The sequence below is a fragment of the Pseudomonas sp. GZJR-8 genome (assembly GCF_002916705.1).
Classification (GTDB): Bacteria; Pseudomonadota; Gammaproteobacteria; order Pseudomonadales; family Pseudomonadaceae; genus Aquipseudomonas; species Aquipseudomonas synxantha_A.
On record NZ_JXSI01000001.1, the window covers coordinates 86,116 to 101,426 of the forward strand.

Genomic DNA, 15,311 nt, shown 5'->3' on the forward strand with positions numbered 1-15,311 from the left:
AGAATTGTTCGCATTGTAGGGCGGGTAACGAGCTTCGGCAATCGGCCAGGGCAGGTGATTCATCCGTTCTCTTTTGCTTATGAGAATATTTATCATTAATATTGCGCGTTGATGAACTTGGCGCCTGCCGCATGAAAAGCAAAACCGCATTGCCCATTTCCTATCGCCTCGCCGTCACCTCGCGGGTGCTGGCGGCTGTGATCGGTGGTTACTTGATGGCCTCCCTGGCCGCCATCTGCCTGGCGCTCTGGTTGCCCACTTCCCGCGCCGATGCGGTGGTCACCGGCATGATGAGTTCGTTTGTGTTCTACCTGTTGGCGGTGCTCTGGTGTTTTGCTTGCCGCACGGCCTGGCGCGCCTGGGCCGGGGTGATGGTGCCAAGTGCGCTGTTCGCCACGTTGGCCGGCGTTGGTTTCTGGGTGGCGCGCACATGAAAGACGGCTTTCGCCAGGCCATGGCCTGGCTGCATACCTGGGCCGGATTGATCTTCGGCTGGCTGCTGTTTGCGATTTTCCTGACCGGCACCCTGGCCTATTTCAAAGACGAAATTACCCACTGGATGCAGCCCGAAGTCCAGGCCCATCCCCTGGACGACGGGCGTAGCCTTGCCGTAGCCCAGAATTATCTGCAACAACAGGCGCCCACGGCCGCACGCTGGTTCATTACCTTGCCTACCCATCGTGATCCCGGCCTGTCTGTGATGTGGCAAGACAAGGTCGAGCCCGGCAAGCGCGGCACCTTCATCCAGAAAACCCTCGACCCGGTCAGCGGCCAACCCGTCCAGGCCCGCGACAGCAAGGGCGGCGAGTTCTTCTATCGGTTCCACTTCCAGCTGCAGATGCCTTACCCGTGGGGCCGCTGGCTGTCGACCATCGCCGCCATGGTGATGTTGGTCGCGCTGATCACCGGCATCATCACCCACAAGAAAATCTTCAAGGACTTCTTCACTTTCCGCCCGCGCAAAGGTCAGCGCTCCTGGCTCGACGGGCACAACGCGGTGGGCGTGCTGGTGCTGCCGTTTCACCTGATGATCACCTACAGCAGCCTGGTGATTTTCATGAACATGGTCATGCCCGCGCCTATCATGGCGTCCTATGGCGACGACAGCCGGGCGTTCTTCGATGAGTTGTTCCCCGCTACCAACAATGCGCCGGCCCTCGGCCAGCCCGGTCAGTTGCTGCCGTTACTGCCGATGTACCAGCAGGCGCGCGAGCAGTGGGCGGGCGGCCATGTGGGGCGGCTGGCGGTCAATAACCCTGGCGATGTCAACGCCTCGGTGAATGTGTTTCGCGCCGGCTCCGACAGCGTGGTGCACGCCTTTGGCAATACCCTGTCGTTCAACGGCACCACTGGCGAGCTGTTGCGGGCCAGTGGCGAGCCGTCTTTGCCTGCGGTGATTGGTGGCAGTTTCTATGGTTTGCACATGGGCCATTTTGCCGGTCCCGTGCTGCGTTGGTTGTACTTTATCTGCGGCCTGGCGGGCACCGCGATGATTGGCACGGGGCTGGTGATCTGGCTCGGCAAGCGCCAGCTCAAGCATGCCAAAACTTCGGTGATGCCGTTTGAACTGCGGTTGGTGGAAGTGTTGAACATTGCCAGCATGTCCGGGCTGATGATCGCCATCGCTGCGTTTTTCTGGGCCAACCGACTGTTGCCGGTGAGTTTCGCCGAGCGTTCCGACTGGGAAGTACAAGCGTTCTTTATCGCCTGGGGCCTGAGCCTGTTGCACGCCATGTTGCGTCGCGGTCGCCAGGGTTGGGTCGAGCAACTGAGCTTCGGCGCGTTGCTGTTTGCGGCGGTCCCACTGCTTAACGCCAGCACCACCTCGCAGCATTTGGGCGTTTCTCTGGTCAATGGCGACTGGGCCATGGCCGGCTTCGACCTGACCTGCCTGGCCAGTGGCGCGTTTCTCGCCTGGGCGGCCTGGAAGATGCACCATCGCACGGCGTCGCAACCCAAGGCAGCGCGTGCACGTGGCCTGACGCTCAAGCAGGAGGCCAGCTGATGCTGCTCGCGCTACTGATGTGCTACGCCGGGTTTACTGCGCTATGCCTGTCCACAGACCGTCACCACGGCGAGCTGCTGCACAGCAAACCCACGCCCACTCGGCGCCTGGGGCTGCGCGTGGGCGGTTGGTTGCTGCTGATTGTCGCGATCTGGCCCGCGGTGCTTGCCGCCGGTTGGAGCCAGGGCCTGGTGCAGTGGTGCGCGGTGTTGATGCTCAGCGCCTTGCTGCTGGTGTTGCTGCTGCCTTATCGCCCAAGGCTGGCCTTGATCCTGGCGGGCCTGAGCCTGCTGGCCAGCCCTGTTACGGCATTCGCCCTGTCCTGAGCCTGCCATGATGATCAGTCCACCGCCGGAACCCCAGGACAGCCCGCACACAGATGCGGCCGGTGGGCGTGCGCATTTCCTGCAGGTATTTTTGTCCCAGCGCTCGCAGATGGAGGCACTGGTCAGCCGCCGCGTCGGTTGCCGCGCCACCGCGGCCGACCTGGTGCAGGATTTGTTCCTGCGTTTCTGGCGCCGCCCCCTGGTGCAGGTCGAAGAGCTCAGTACCTACTTGCTGCGCTGCGCGGGCAATATCGCCATTGACCATTTGCGCACTGAAGGCGCCCGAGTGCGCAGCAATGAAGGCTGGTTGCCGGAGCAACAAGATAACCAGCGGTGCGAACCCCAGGCGGCGCTGGAGGCCGGCAATGATCTGCGCCATGTCGAAGCCGCCTTGCGCAGCTTGCCCGAGCGCACCCGGCAGATTTTCCTGCTCAACCGCATCCACGGTCGCAAATACGCGGAGATCGCCAAGGCCATGGGGCTGTCCCAAAGCGCCGTGGAAAAACATATGATGCGCGCCCTCGAAGCCTGCAAGGCCAGCCTTCGCGAACCGCCGCCTCCACGCACGCCAGGGAAAGCACCGTGAACGTTACGCCCACACCCGCCCAGGAACAGGCCGCGCTGGCCTGGCTGAGCCTGTTGCATGACCAGCCCAGCAGCGGCGACCAGGCTACTTTCAGCCGCTGGCTGCGCGCTGATCCCGCGCATGTCGAGGCCTACGCCCAGGCCCAGGTGCTGTGGGAGTTGAGCGAAGTGCCGGCACGCCAGCTGGCTGATGAGGATGCGCTGGCCTTGCAGGGCTACCTCAATAAGATCAACACCTCCAAGCATTCACGTGGGGTGCGTTGGTCCGGCGCCCTGGCGATGGCCGCAAGCCTGCTGTTGATGGTGGCGATGGGCGCCGGTTGGCAGCCGTCGCGCTGGGTTGATGAGTTAGGTGCCGATTACGTGACGGCGGCGGGGGAGGTGAAGACCTTTACCCTGGCAGATCAATCCCAGGTCACCCTCGATGCCGACAGCGCGATTGCCGTGGATTTCAGCCATGGCGAGCGGCATATCCAACTGCGTCGCGGTGCGGGATTTTTCAGTGTGACCCACACGGGCCAGCCTTTCGTGGTGGAGGCAGGCGGTGGTGAAGCGCGGGTGCTGGGCACCCAGTTTGAAGTGCGCCTGCAACCTGCCGGGGCAGAGGTCACGGTGTTATCCGGACGGGTTGGCGTGACGCCATCCAAACAGGGCCTGCAACAGGTACTGGCTGCAGGTCAGCAAGTGGCCTATGCCGACGGCGTAGCCGACACCCTGCACGCTGTCGACAGCCAGTCACGCCTGGCCTGGCGTGACGGCTGGCTCAATTACTACAAGGCGCCGCTGGCGGATGTGGTCAAGGACCTGAGCCGTTATTACCCGGGCCGCATCGTGTTGCTTAACGATGAGATGGGCGCCAGGCGCGTCAGCGGCAGCTTTCCAAGCAAGGATCCGCAGGCGGTGTTGAATGCGCTGCAAGCGGTGCTCGGCTTTGAACAACACTCGCTGCTGGGGCGCATGATCGTGTTGCGCTAGGCGCGCTTCACCAAACCTTCATCGCAATCGCCAAAACCTGTCACCAAACGGTTACACGTGCCGTGGATCATCCCTGGGTTCCTGAACAAGTGGTCAGGAAGAGCACCTCTGCCCCATACAACACAACAATGTCAGTAAGGGATCTACACGTGAACTACAACACTCTTTATGCCCTGCTTATGGCATCGGGCCTGGGCGGCTTTGCGCCGCTGGTTCTGGCCGATGACACACAGGATGTGGGGTCGGTGAACGTTACCGGCAAGCAGACCCTGGGCAACGGCCATATGATCCGCGAAGAAAGTGCCAAGGCGCGTTCCACGGTCACCAAAGAAGCCATGGATGAAATGTCGGGCACCGCCAACGCCATCGACAAGCTCAAGTACACCCCGGGCATCAACGTTTCCAGTGATGACGCCAGCGGCACCAGCGGCACCACCTTCACCATGCGCGGCATGAGTTCGGACCAGGTCGGGGTTTCGGTCGACGGCGTGCCGATCAACGACTCGGGCAACTACAGCGTGTATTCCAACCAGCTGGGTGACCCGGAAAACCTCGCCGAAGTGTTCGCCACCCAAGGCTCTTCCGAGGCAGACGGCCCGCACATTGGCTCCAGCGGCGGCAACATCGGCATGATCACTGTCCGGCCGACCAAGGATGCCGGGGTATTCGCCAAGCAGATCGTAGGTGCCAACGCCCTGCGCAAGACGTTTGTGCGGGCTAATACCGGCGATTTTGGCGGCCTGAAAACCTGGGTCTCGGCGTCGCACCTGGAAGGCGACAAGTGGCGCGGCAAGGGCACTCTGCGCAGCGACAAGATCGAGTGGAGCAGCTTGTTCGAAGGTGACAACGGCAATTCCACACTGGCCACGGTCAAGTACAACAAACAGGAAAACTACAACTACAACAGCCTGAGCAAATCACAGTTTGACACGCAGGGGCGGCGCAAGGACTACGCCGAAAGCCCGGTGTACAAGGCAGGTCTGTTGTCTGCGTCCTACAAGCTCAACCGCAACCCCTTCGAAAGCGTAAACGCCACGCTGACCCAGCGCTGGCAATTGCAAGACAACCTGTCGCTGACAGTCACGCCGTACTACTACTGGTCCAACGGCGGCAGCTTCAGCGGCCAGACCGCCTCCAACCTGGGGCCAAAGTCTGACAAGGCCGGCAACTACGACCTGAGTAACCTGCAATCGGCCAACTATTATCGCCCTTCATGGACCGAGACCTGGCGCCCGGGCGTCACGGCCAAAATGAAGTGGGACATCAACGAAGCGCACAGTCTGGACTACGGCTACTGGTATGAACGCGCACGCCAGCGCCAGACCCAGCCATTTATCGGGATCAACGGCGAGGGCGCACCCGATGATGTGTGGGGCGATTACAACAGCGGCGGGCAGGTGGTCGACAAGAATGGCGCCACTGTACAAGGCCGCCACTATTACACCGTTACCCCGGCGCAGAAACTCTGGGTACAGGACAACTGGCAAGCCACGCCGGACCTGAGTTTTGTCGCGGGCCTGGCCTACCAATACGTCGAGCGCGACGGCAACAATCTCGGCAGCCTCTACGACAAAGCGGAAAAACGTAACACCCGTTACCATCAGTTCCTGCCCAACTTCAGCGCCAAGTACCAGGTCGATGAAAGCAACCAGGCGTTCTACAACGTCACCCGCAATATGCGCACGCCTCCCAACTACGTGCTGTACAACAAGGGCGACTCCGTCAGCCTCAAGTCCGAATTGAGCTGGAACCAGGAACTGGGCTGGCGCTACACCGAAGACGACATGGCGTTGAGTGCGACCTTGTTCTATATCAGTTTCAAGGATCGCCAGGTGTCGACCACCGACGCCAGCGGTGACTACATGGTGCTTAACGTCGGCAGCGTCGATAACAAGGGCCTGGAGCTGGAGTGGAGTGGCTTGTTGCCGCACAACTTCAACTACTACGCCTCGTACACCTACACCCAGTCCGAGCAGAAGGACGACCTGCTCAGTAAGAATGTGCTGCTGCCAACCTCGGGCAAGCAACTGGCCAACGTGCCGGAAAACATGTTCAACCTGGTGTTCGGGTACGACGACTCGCGGTTCTACGGCAACGTCGCGGGCAAGTATGTCGGCAGCTTCTATGGTGATTTGACCAACAAGGAGAAGATCGAAGGCCGTACGGTGTTTGACCTCAATGCCGGTATTTACTTGCCGGTGGACAAGAGGGTCATCAAGTCGGCAACCCTGCGCCTGTCGATGCTCAATGTCTTCGACAAGGAATACTTGAGTTCGGCGCGTACCGTGGCGTTCAACTCGGCGCCGGTCAACGGGTTGGGGGCGAGTACGGCGTATTACAACGTGGGCGAGGAGCGTACAGCGATGGTGTCTCTAGAGGCCAACTTCTAAGACCACCACAAAACCAAATGTGGGAGGGGGCTTGCTCCCGATAGCGGTGAATCAGTCATCATTTTCATTGATTGGCACACTGCTATCGGGAGCAAGCCCCCTCCCACATTTGATCCACGGTGTTTCAGGAATCAGGTTACTTCAGCGCCGCCATGATCGCATCCGGGTTGTAGTCGCGAATCAAAGTCCCGTTCACATCCACAAACGGAATCCCACCCCCGCCCAGTGCTTCATACGCCTTGCGCGCCTGGGCATCCTTCTCGATATCGACGGCCTGGTACGGGATACCCTTCTGGTCCAGAAAACGCCGGATCTGCTTGCAGTACCCACACCACTCGGTGGCATAGAGCACCACACGCGCCGAGGCGCGTACCTGCTCCGGCACCACCTGGGACGGGTTGAACACCCGCTCGATCTTGCCCCAGTTCTGGATCGCGACTACCACCAGCAACACCAGCAGGACTTTCTTTAAAACCCCGCCCAGCATCAATTACGGCGCTTGAGCTGATCGGTCAGTTGGGTCGGCAGGCCCTTGATGATCAAGGTGCCGGCGGCTTCGTCGTATTCGATCTTGTCGCCCAGCAGGTGCGCTTCAAAGCTGATGGACAAGCCCTCGGCGCGCCCGGTGAAGCGGCGGAACTGGTTGAGGGTGCGTTTGTCGGCCGGAATCTCCGGCGACAGGCCGTAATCCTTGTTGCGGATATGGTCGTAGAACGCTTTTGGCCGATCTTCATCGATCAGGCCGGAGAGTTCTTCCAGGCCCATGGGTTCGCCGAGCTTGGCCTGGCTGCTGGCGTAGTCCACCAGAGTCTTGGTCTTTTCGCGGGCGGATTCGTCAGGCAGGTCTTCGCTTTCAACGAAGTCACTGAACGCCTTGAGCAGGGTGCGGGTTTCGCCCGGGCCGTCGACGCCTTCCTGGCAACCGATAAAGTCGCGGAAGTACTCCGAGACTTTCTTGCCGTTCTTGCCCTTGATAAAGGAGATGTATTGCTTGGACTGCTTGTTGTTCTGCCACTCGGAGACGTTGATGCGCGCCGCCAGGTGCAACTGGCCCAGGTCCAGGTGGCGCGAGGGCGTCACGTCCAGCTCGTCGGTGACTGCCACGCCTTCGCTGTGGTGCAGCAGGGCGATGGCCAGGTAGTCGGTCATGCCTTGTTGGTAATGGGCAAACAGCACATGGCCGCCGGTGGAGAGGTTGGACTCCTCCATCAGCTTCTGCAGGTGTTCCACCGCAGTGCGGCTGAAGGTGGTGAAGTCCTGGCCACCGTCAAAGTATTCCTTCAACCAGCCGCTGAACGGGTGCGCGCCGGACTCGGCATGGAAGAAACCCCAGGCCTTGCCTTGTTTGGCGTTGTAGCTCTCGTTGAGGTCGGCAAGCATGTTCTCGATGGCGGCCGACTCGGACAGTTCGGAGTCGCGGGCATGGAGCACTGCGGGGGTGCCGTCGGGTTTTTTGTCGATCAGGTGGACGATGCAATGACGGATCGGCATAGGCTTCTCGGCTGGTTGAAGGGGGAGGGGGCGGCCTCCCCGAAAAGTCGCCCAGTGTACCGCACCCATTGGCCGTGACGTGCCCCGAAGGGCATTTTGGATGCTCTCCGACTGCCCATATGCCTTTTTTTCACGGTTTAGAGCGATAAAGCTGACCAAATGGGTATGTTGAGGCGGATATTTCCCCGTCTCTGTGCTAGTTTTGCCCCGTCTTACGCCAAGTCTCGGCGTTAAGCGTGCATTCAGCATTTGTCAGGTCGAACCAATCCCCGTTTCAAGCATCTATAACCCCGATCTCCGTGGTTATAGCCGGGGATGCCAGGCCATGACGGTCGGGCTCGACGGCTGACACTGCACTCTGCAATCCATATGAATTTGATAGGGAAGGAACACCACAATGGCTTTGACTAAAGACCAACTGATCGCTGATATCGCTGAAGCTATCGACGCGCCTAAAACCACCGCGCGCGCTGCTCTGGACCAACTGGGCCAGATCGTTGCTGATCAGCTGGAAAATGGCGGCGAAATCACTCTGCCAGGCATTGGCAAGCTGAAAGTAACCGAGCGTCCTGCCCGTACTGGCCGTAACCCTTCGACTGGCGCTGCCATCGAAATCGCTGCCAAGAAAGTTATCAAGCTGGTTGTGGCTAAAGGCCTGACCGACGCTGTTAACAAGTAAGACGCAGTAAAAAAAACCGTGCTTCGGAGTGATCCGGGCACGGTTTTTTGTTGCCTGCGGTTTTATTGTGATGAAAGGTTAGTCGCGCACCCAGCGCTGGCGCCAGATCTGCTGCTCATTCTTGGTCTGGAACGTCCAGGCCACAAACCGGCTCTGCTTCTGCCCCTGAGACATCTCTACCACCTGGCTTTCCAGCACGCCGGCTTTTTTCAGCGCGGTTTCGATCGCAGGCAAGTTGGACGCTTTTGATACCAGGGTGCTGAACCACAACACCTTGTGGGCAAAATGCGCGCTCTCGGCGATCAACTGCGTCACAAAGCGTGCTTCGCCGCCTTCACACCACAGTTCAGCCGATTGGCCGCCAAAGTTGAGTACCGGCAACTTGCGTTTCGGATCCGCCTTGCCCAGGGCGCGCCACTTGCGCTCGCTGCCCTTGGTGGCTTCATCCATGGATGCATGGAACGGCGGGTTGCACATGGTCAGGTCAAAGCGCTCACCGGGTTCCAGCAAACCCAGCAGGATCTGCTTGGGGTTGGCCTGCTGGCGCAGTTGGATAACCTTGCTCAGGTCGTTGGACTGCACGATGGCCTTGGCGGCGCTCACGGCGATAGGGTCGACCTCCGAGCCCAGGAAGTTCCAGCGGTACTCCATGTAGCCAATCAGCGGGTAGACGCAGTTGGCGCCCATGCCGATATCCAGCACCTTGACGATCGAGCCACGCGGGATCTTGCCGTCGTTGACGCTGGCCAGCAGGTCGGCGAGGAAGTGCACATAGTCGGCACGTCCCGGTACCGGCGGGCACAGGTAATCGGCCGGGATGTCCCAATGCTGGATGCCATAGAACGACTTGAGCAACGCCCGGTTGAACACCCGCACCGCGTCCGGGCTGGCGAAGTCGATGCTTTCCTTGCCATAGGGGTTGATGATCACGAATTTCGCCAGTTCCGGCGTGGTCTTGATCAGCGCCGGGAAGTCGTAACGGCCCGTGTGGCGGTTGCGCGGGTGCAGAGTGGCCTCTTTGCGCGGTACCACGGGCTTGGCCGGGGTAGCGGATTTAGGCTTCTTGCGCGAAGGTTTAGGCGTAGTGGGGGCGGTCATGATGATTCTGGTGTTGGCTCAAAGTGGCGGCCATTGTCACACATCCTGAGCTCAACCCGGTCAAATGTGGGAGGGGGCTTGCTCCCGATAGCGGTGTGACAGTCAAAAATATTGAGACTGATACACCGCTATCGGGAGCAAGCCCCCTCCCACAGAGGCAAAAAAAAGAGACCCGAAGGTCTCTTTCTTTACGCGACTCAAGCCTTACAGGCTGGAAATCCGCGCATGTTGCTCGGCCAGTTTGCCCAAAGCCTGTTCAGCTTCGGCCAACTTGGCGCGTTCTTTCTCGATCACCTCCGCCGGCGCCTTGTCGACGAATGCCGCGTTGGACAGCTTACCGCCCACGCGTTGCACTTCGCCTTGCAGGCGGGCGATTTCCTTGTCGAGACGGGCCAGTTCGGCGCCCTTGTCGATCAGGCCGGCCATCGGTACCAGCACTTCCATGTCGCCCACCAATGCAGTGGCGGACAGCGGCGCTTCGGCATCGGCAGCCAATACGGTGATCGACTCCAGCTTGGCCAGCTTCTTGAGCAACGCGTCGTTCTCGCCGAGACGGCGCTGATCTTCGGCACTGGCGTTCTTGACGAACACGGCCAATGGCTTGCCCGGCCCGATGTTCATCTCGGCGCGGATGTTGCGCGTGCCGAGCATCAGGGTCTTGAGCCATTCGATATCGCTTTCGGCGGCCTCATCGATGCGCGCTTCATTGGCCACTGGCCAAGGTTGCAGCATGATGGTCTTGCCTTCGATACCGGCCAGCGGCGCCAGGCGCTGCCAGATTTCTTCGGTGATGAACGGCATGAACGGATGCGCCAGGCGCAATGCCACTTCCAGTACGCGCACCAGGGTGCGGCGAGTGCCGCGCTGGCGTTCGACCGGGGCGTTTTCGTCCCACAGCACCGGCTTGGACAGTTCCAGGTACCAGTCGCAGTATTGGTTCCAGATGAACTCGTACAGCGCCTGTGCAGCCAGGTCGAAACGGAACTGGTCGAGCTGGCGGGTCACTTCGGCTTCGGTGCGCTGCAACTGCGAGATGATCCAGCGATCAGCCAGGCTCAGCTCATAGGCTTCGCCGTTCTGGCCGCAGTCTTCGCCTTTATCCAGCACGTAGCGCGCGGCGTTCCAGATCTTGTTGCAGAAGTTGCGATAGCCTTCGACGCGGCCCATGTCGAACTTGATGTCGCGACCGGTAGAGGCCAGCGAGCAGAAGGTGAAGCGCAGGGCGTCGGTGCCGTAGCTGGCGATGCCGTCGGCGAATTCGTCGCGGGTCTGCTTCTCGATCTTTTTCGCCAGTTTTGGCTGCATCAGGCCCGAGGTGCGTTTCTGCACCAGGGTTTCCAGGTCGATGCCGTCGATGATGTCCAGCGGGTCCAGGACGTTGCCCTTGGACTTGGACATCTTCTGGCCCTGGCCGTCGCGTACCAGGCCGTGTACGTACACGGTCTTGAACGGTACCTGCGGGGTGCCGTCTTCGTTTTTCACCAAATGCATGGTGAGCATGATCATCCGGGCAACCCAGAAGAAAATGATATCGAAGCCGGTGACCAGCACGTCGGTGGAGTGGAATTTCTTCAGGAATTCGGTCTGCTGCGGCCAACCCAGGGTGGAGAACGTCCACAGGCCCGAGCTGAACCAGGTGTCCAGTACGTCGTTGTCCTGTTGCAGCGCGATGTCGGCGCCGAGGTTGTGCTTGGCACGCACTTCGGCTTCGTCGCGGCCTACATAGACCTTGCCCGACTCGTCATACCAGGCCGGAATACGATGGCCCCACCACAGCTGACGGCTGATGCACCAATCCTGGATGTCGCGCATCCATGAGAAGTACATGTTTTCGTACTGTTTAGGCACGAACTGGATGCGGCCATCTTCCACGGCGGCGATGGCAGGCTCTGCCAGCGGCTTGGTGGACACGTACCATTGGTCGGTCAGCCACGGTTCGATCACGGTGCCGGAGCGGTCGCCCTTCGGTACTTTCAGGCCGTGGTCGTCGACGCTGACCAGCAAGCCGGCGGCGTCGAAGGCGGCAACGATCTGCTTGCGCGCTTCAAAACGGTCCAGGCCGGCATATTCGGCCGGAATCTTGCCGTCGATGCTGTCGTTCAACGAGCCGTCCAGGTTGAATACCTGGCAGGCCGGCAATACGGCGGCATTCTTGTCGAAGATGTTCAGCAGCGGCAGGTTGTGGCGCTTGCCGACTTCATAGTCGTTGAAATCGTGGGCCGGGGTGATTTTCACGCAGCCGGTGCCGAATTCAGGATCGCAATAGTCGTCCGCAATGATCGGGATGCGGCGGCCAACCAACGGCAGTTCGACGAACTTGCCGATCAGCGCCTGGTAGCGCTCGTCGTTCGGGTTAACGGCCACGGCGGCATCGCCGAGCATGGTTTCCGGACGAGTGGTGGCGACGATCAGGTAGTCGTTGCCTTCAGCTGTCTTGGCGCCATCGGCCAGCGGGTACTTGAGGTTCCACAGGAAGCCTTTCTCGTCGTGGTTTTCCACTTCAAGGTCGGAAATGGCCGTGTGCAACTTGGTGTCCCAGTTGACCAGGCGCTTGCCGCGGTAGATCAGGCCGTCTTCGTGCAGGCGCACGAAGGCTTCCTTCACGGCTTCCGACAGGCCGTCGTCCATGGTGAAGCGCTCGCGGCTCCAATCCACGGAGGAGCCCAGGCGACGGATCTGACGGCTGATATTGCCGCCGGACTGATCTTTCCATTCCCAGACTTTCTCCAGGAATTTCTCGCGGCCCAGGTCGTGACGGTTCTGGCCGGTGGCTTCCAGTTGGCGTTCCACCAGCATCTGCGTGGCGATACCAGCGTGGTCGGTGCCCGGCTGCCACAGGGTGTCGCGACCCTGCATACGGCGGAAACGGATCAACGCATCCATGATCGCATTGTTGAAGCCATGGCCCATGTGCAGGCTGCCAGTGACGTTCGGTGGCGGGATCATGATGGTGTACGAGTCGCCCGCACCTTGTGGGGCGAAATAGTTCTCGGACTCCCAGGTGTTGTACCAGGAAGTTTCGATAGCGTGGGGCTGGTAGGTCTTATCCATGCGCGGCGGGACCCTAGTTGGCATTTATTCAGGAAAGCCGGCAAGTATAACGGGGGAGGACGAGGAGGGCGAGTTGAAGACGGACTTAAGGCTGATGCAAAACTAATGTGGGAGGGGGCTTGCTCCCGATTGCTGAGTGTCAGCCACCGAATCATCGGCTGATACAACGCTATCGGGAGCAAGCCCCCTCCCACAGGAAATATCAGTGTCGTTTAGGACTGGTACTGGCTGAGCAACCGCTCCATCCGCGCATCCATCCGACGCTTGATCTCGGCTTCAATATGCGGCGCAAAGTCGTCAATCACATCCTGCATGATCAATTGCGCGGCGGCGCGCAGTTCATTGTCCAAGTGCAGGAGCAGGGCATCGGGGGCTTTTTCTGCGGCGGGAGCGGGTTCTGCAACCACAGGTTCCGGCGCGGCAGGCTTGCCGCTGACCATGTCGAACAGCAGCGGGATCTGTACCTCGCCATCGGCCGTTTCGGTCAGCAGCGGCGGTTGCAGGTTGTCATCACCCAGCAACTGACGGATCGACTCCAGGTCGTCCAGCAGGTGGTCGTCTTTTTTCAGCGGGTTGGGAGTGTCCATCGTGTGCTCTAAAGTCGTTGTAGCCGATGATCCTGCAGAGAATAGCCCTGTTCGCGATAGAAACGGAAACTCTCCCGCGCGGCCTGACGAATAGCCGGGTCTTCCACCACCACTTCCGCCACGCGGGCAAAAGCCTTGGCAAAGGCCGGTACTTTCAGGTCCAGGTTGACCAGCAGGTCATGGTGATCGCCGCAACTGTCGCCCACACCCAGGACTACCAGGCTTTCAGGTTCGGATTCGGCGGGGCCGTGGGGCACGAAGCTTTCGCCCTTGAAGCGCCACAGGCGGGCATCCAGCTCATCGCGTTGGGCGGCATCGCTGCAATGCAGGTAGATGCGGTGGCCCATGCGCCAGGCTTTTTCGGTGAGCTTGCAGGCAAAGTCCAGGCGCGCGAGGGGATCGGCGCTGGGCAATATATAGAAGTCGACTTGGGTCATTGCGGTTCCTGAGACCGGGGCGGCGGGATGGTCGCCCCGGCATCTTCAGTTTCAGGCCTTGGCGCGATCCAGCAGGTATTGGGTCAACAGTGGCACCGGACGGCCGGTTGCGCCCTTGTCCTTGCCGCCGCTGGTCCAGGCGGTGCCGGCGATGTCCAGGTGGGCCCAGTTGAAGTTCTTGGCAAAGCGCGACAGGAAGCAGGCCGCCGTAATAGTGCCGGCTTTCGGGCCACCGATGTTGGCGATGTCGGCGAACGGACTGTCCAGTTGTTCCTGGTACTCATCGAACAGCGGCAGTTGCCAGGCGCGGTCGTCGGCAGCCTTGCCGGCGCTGAGCAGTTGCTCGATCAGTTCGTCGTTGTTGCCCAGCAGGCCCGAGGTGTGCGAGCCCAAGGCAACGATGCACGCGCCGGTCAGGGTGGCGATGTCGATCACGGCCTGGGGCTTGAAGCGCTCGGCGTAGGTCAGGGCGTCGCACAGCACCAGGCGGCCTTCGGCGTCGGTGTTGAGGATTTCCACGGTCTGGCCGCTCATGGTCGTGACGATATCGCCCGGGCGGGCCGCGCCGCCGCTCGGCATGTTCTCGGCACAGGCCAGGATGCACACCAGGTTGATCGGCAGCTTGAGTTCCAGCACGGCACGAAGGGTACCGAACACGCTGGCCGCGCCGCCCATGTCGTATTTCATCTCATCCATGCCCGCGCCCGGCTTGAGGCTGATGCCGCCGGTGTCGAAGGTGATGCCTTTACCCACCAGGGCGTAGGGCTTCTCGGATTTCTTGCCGCCGTTGTATTGCATCACGATCAGGCGTGGCGGCTGGTCGCTGCCCTGGCCTACGGCATAGAACGAGCCCATGCCCAGGTCCTTGATCTTCTTTTCATCCAGCACTTCAACCTTCAAGCCCTTGAACTCTTTGCCCAATGCTTTGGCCTGTTCGCCCAGGAATGTCGGGTGGCAGATGTTCGGCGGCAGGTTGCCCAGGTCGCGGGTGAACGACATGCCGTTGGCGATGGCCTGGGCGTGGGTCACGGCGCGCTGAACTTCAGCCTGGGCAGCCTTGATGGTCAGCAGGGTGATTTTCTTCAGGGCGCGGGGTTCGGCCTTCTGGCTCTTGAACTGGTCGAAAATATAGCCGCCGTCCAGCAGCGACTCGGCCAGCAGGCGGGTCTTGCCGTAGCTGTCACGGCCCTTGATCACGATTTCGTCGAGGGCCAGTGCCGCATCGCTGCCGCCCAGGCCCTTGAGGGTGGTAAGGATGCCGCTGATGATCTTGCGCAATGGACGGTCGCCCAGTTCGGCGTCCTTGCCCACGCCCACCAGCAATACGCGCTCGGCCTTGAGGTTGGGCAGGCTCTGCAGCAGCAGGCTCTGGCCGACTTTGCCGGCCAGGTCGCCGCGCTTGAGGATCGCGCTGATCGCGCCGCCGCTCAGTTCGTCCAGTTGCTTGGCGGCGACGCCGAGTGTGCGGCCTTCGCCGACAGCGACCACGAGGGTGGCGGTTTTCAACGTTTCGGGGCTAACGCTTTTTACAACCAATTCCATGTTCGGGTCCCTTATCAAGGTCTGTGAGCCTGGAGTTTGTACTCAGGCTTGAAGCTCGGCAGCTTGGTAAACCGCCAGCGGACAAAGGCCGCAGTTTGAACCTCGCCGGCGGAGCCTGACAACCCTTGGCGCACGCTTTGTGCGT

General features: G+C 60.6%; 14 protein-coding genes. 7 read left to right on the forward strand and 7 right to left on the reverse strand.

What is annotated here, in order from left to right:
• The first annotated feature begins 131 nt into the window (after positions 1-131).
• The 6 genes from TK42_RS00360 to TK42_RS00385 all read left to right on the forward strand — a co-directional run bounded on the left by TK42_RS00360 (position 132) and on the right by TK42_RS00385 (position 6,281).
• Entirely contained in the window at positions 132-434 is a 303-nt protein-coding gene (locus tag TK42_RS00360) for a DUF3649 domain-containing protein (RefSeq protein ID WP_032877631.1), read from the forward strand.
• Entirely contained in the window at positions 431-2,005 is a 1,575-nt protein-coding gene (locus TK42_RS00365; protein WP_103733379.1) for a PepSY domain-containing protein, read from the forward strand. The genes TK42_RS00360 and TK42_RS00365 overlap by 4 nt, the downstream gene beginning before the upstream one ends.
• Positions 2,005-2,331 (forward strand): DUF3325 domain-containing protein, encoded by a 327-nt coding sequence (locus tag TK42_RS00370; RefSeq protein WP_032877629.1) that lies wholly within the window; start codon positions 2,005-2,007, stop codon positions 2,329-2,331. The genes TK42_RS00365 and TK42_RS00370 overlap by 1 nt, the downstream gene beginning before the upstream one ends.
• Before the next feature lie 7 nt (positions 2,332-2,338).
• Positions 2,339-2,917, forward strand: a complete 579-nt coding sequence (locus TK42_RS00375) for an RNA polymerase sigma factor (RefSeq protein ID WP_032877628.1) — start codon at positions 2,339-2,341, stop codon at positions 2,915-2,917.
• Positions 2,914-3,891, forward strand: coding sequence for a FecR family protein (locus TK42_RS00380; RefSeq protein ID WP_078820358.1), 978 nt, complete (start codon positions 2,914-2,916; stop codon positions 3,889-3,891). Before TK42_RS00375 ends, TK42_RS00380 begins: the two co-directional genes overlap by 4 nt.
• Positions 3,892-4,040: 149 nt before the next feature.
• Positions 4,041-6,281 carry a TonB-dependent receptor gene (locus TK42_RS00385; RefSeq protein WP_103733380.1) on the forward strand — a complete coding sequence of 747 codons (2,241 nt, stop codon included), beginning with the start codon at positions 4,041-4,043 and terminating at the stop codon, positions 6,279-6,281.
• Positions 6,282-6,417: 136 nt separating this feature from the next.
• Here the strand turns inward: TK42_RS00385 and TK42_RS00390 are convergent, their stop codons facing one another.
• Together TK42_RS00390 and yejK are read right to left on the reverse strand one after the other, a co-directional pair.
• Positions 6,418-6,768 carry a glutaredoxin family protein gene (locus TK42_RS00390; protein ID WP_032877625.1) on the reverse strand — a complete coding sequence of 117 codons (351 nt, stop codon included), beginning with the start codon at positions 6,766-6,768 and terminating at the stop codon, positions 6,418-6,420.
• Positions 6,768-7,772: a nucleoid-associated protein YejK gene (yejK, locus tag TK42_RS00395; protein WP_003171997.1), complete on the reverse strand. Its 1,005-nt coding sequence runs from the start codon at positions 7,770-7,772 to the stop codon at positions 6,768-6,770. Before yejK ends, TK42_RS00390 begins: the two co-directional genes overlap by 1 nt.
• Positions 7,773-8,169: 397 nt before the next feature.
• Between yejK and TK42_RS00400 the strand changes: the two genes are divergently transcribed.
• Positions 8,170-8,451: an HU family DNA-binding protein gene (locus TK42_RS00400; RefSeq protein ID WP_005785131.1), complete on the forward strand. Its 282-nt coding sequence runs from the start codon at positions 8,170-8,172 to the stop codon at positions 8,449-8,451.
• Positions 8,452-8,529: 78 nt separating this feature from the next.
• On the opposite strand, the gene rlmF is transcribed toward TK42_RS00400, so the two are convergent.
• The 5 genes from rlmF to TK42_RS00425 all read right to left on the reverse strand — a co-directional run bounded on the left by rlmF (position 8,530) and on the right by TK42_RS00425 (position 15,166).
• Entirely contained in the window at positions 8,530-9,549 is a 1,020-nt protein-coding gene (gene rlmF, locus TK42_RS00405) for a 23S rRNA (adenine(1618)-N(6))-methyltransferase RlmF (RefSeq protein WP_103733381.1), read from the reverse strand.
• A gap of 204 nt (positions 9,550-9,753) precedes the next feature.
• On the reverse strand, positions 9,754-12,600 hold the full coding sequence (locus TK42_RS00410) for a valine--tRNA ligase (RefSeq protein ID WP_032877623.1): 2,847 nt from the start codon (positions 12,598-12,600) through the stop codon (positions 9,754-9,756).
• Positions 12,601-12,812: 212 nt separating this feature from the next.
• Positions 12,813-13,187: a hypothetical protein gene (locus tag TK42_RS00415; protein ID WP_005785135.1), complete on the reverse strand. Its 375-nt coding sequence runs from the start codon at positions 13,185-13,187 to the stop codon at positions 12,813-12,815.
• An 8-nt stretch (positions 13,188-13,195) separates the two neighbouring features.
• Entirely contained in the window at positions 13,196-13,624 is a 429-nt protein-coding gene (locus TK42_RS00420) for a DNA polymerase III subunit chi (protein ID WP_005785137.1), read from the reverse strand.
• Positions 13,625-13,675: 51 nt separating this feature from the next.
• Entirely contained in the window at positions 13,676-15,166 is a 1,491-nt protein-coding gene (locus TK42_RS00425) for a leucyl aminopeptidase (RefSeq protein ID WP_032877622.1), read from the reverse strand.
• Positions 15,167-15,311: the final 145 nt, after the last annotated feature.

Bases quoted from the DNA above. Each gene is read 5' to 3' on its own strand.
- TK42_RS00365 (WP_103733379.1), top strand. From the start codon at position 431: ATGAAAGACGGCTTTCGCCAGGCCATGGCCTGGCTGCATACCTGGGCC.
- TK42_RS00420 (WP_005785137.1), bottom strand. From the start codon at position 13,624: ATGACCCAAGTCGACTTCTATATATTGCCCAGCGCCGATCCCCTCGCG.
- TK42_RS00375 (WP_032877628.1), top strand. From the start codon at position 2,339: ATGATGATCAGTCCACCGCCGGAACCCCAGGACAGCCCGCACACAGAT.
- yejK (WP_003171997.1), bottom strand. From the start codon at position 7,772: ATGCCGATCCGTCATTGCATCGTCCACCTGATCGACAAAAAACCCGAC.
- TK42_RS00415 (WP_005785135.1), bottom strand. From the start codon at position 13,187: ATGGACACTCCCAACCCGCTGAAAAAAGACGACCACCTGCTGGACGAC.
- TK42_RS00360 (WP_032877631.1), top strand. From the start codon at position 132: ATGAAAAGCAAAACCGCATTGCCCATTTCCTATCGCCTCGCCGTCACC.
- rlmF (WP_103733381.1), bottom strand. From the start codon at position 9,549: ATGACCGCCCCCACTACGCCTAAACCTTCGCGCAAGAAGCCTAAATCC.
- TK42_RS00410 (WP_032877623.1), bottom strand. From the start codon at position 12,600: ATGGATAAGACCTACCAGCCCCACGCTATCGAAACTTCCTGGTACAAC.
- TK42_RS00390 (WP_032877625.1), bottom strand. From the start codon at position 6,768: ATGCTGGGCGGGGTTTTAAAGAAAGTCCTGCTGGTGTTGCTGGTGGTA.
- TK42_RS00370 (WP_032877629.1), top strand. From the start codon at position 2,005: ATGCTGCTCGCGCTACTGATGTGCTACGCCGGGTTTACTGCGCTATGC.
- TK42_RS00425 (WP_032877622.1), bottom strand. From the start codon at position 15,166: ATGGAATTGGTTGTAAAAAGCGTTAGCCCCGAAACGTTGAAAACCGCC.
- TK42_RS00400 (WP_005785131.1), top strand. From the start codon at position 8,170: ATGGCTTTGACTAAAGACCAACTGATCGCTGATATCGCTGAAGCTATC.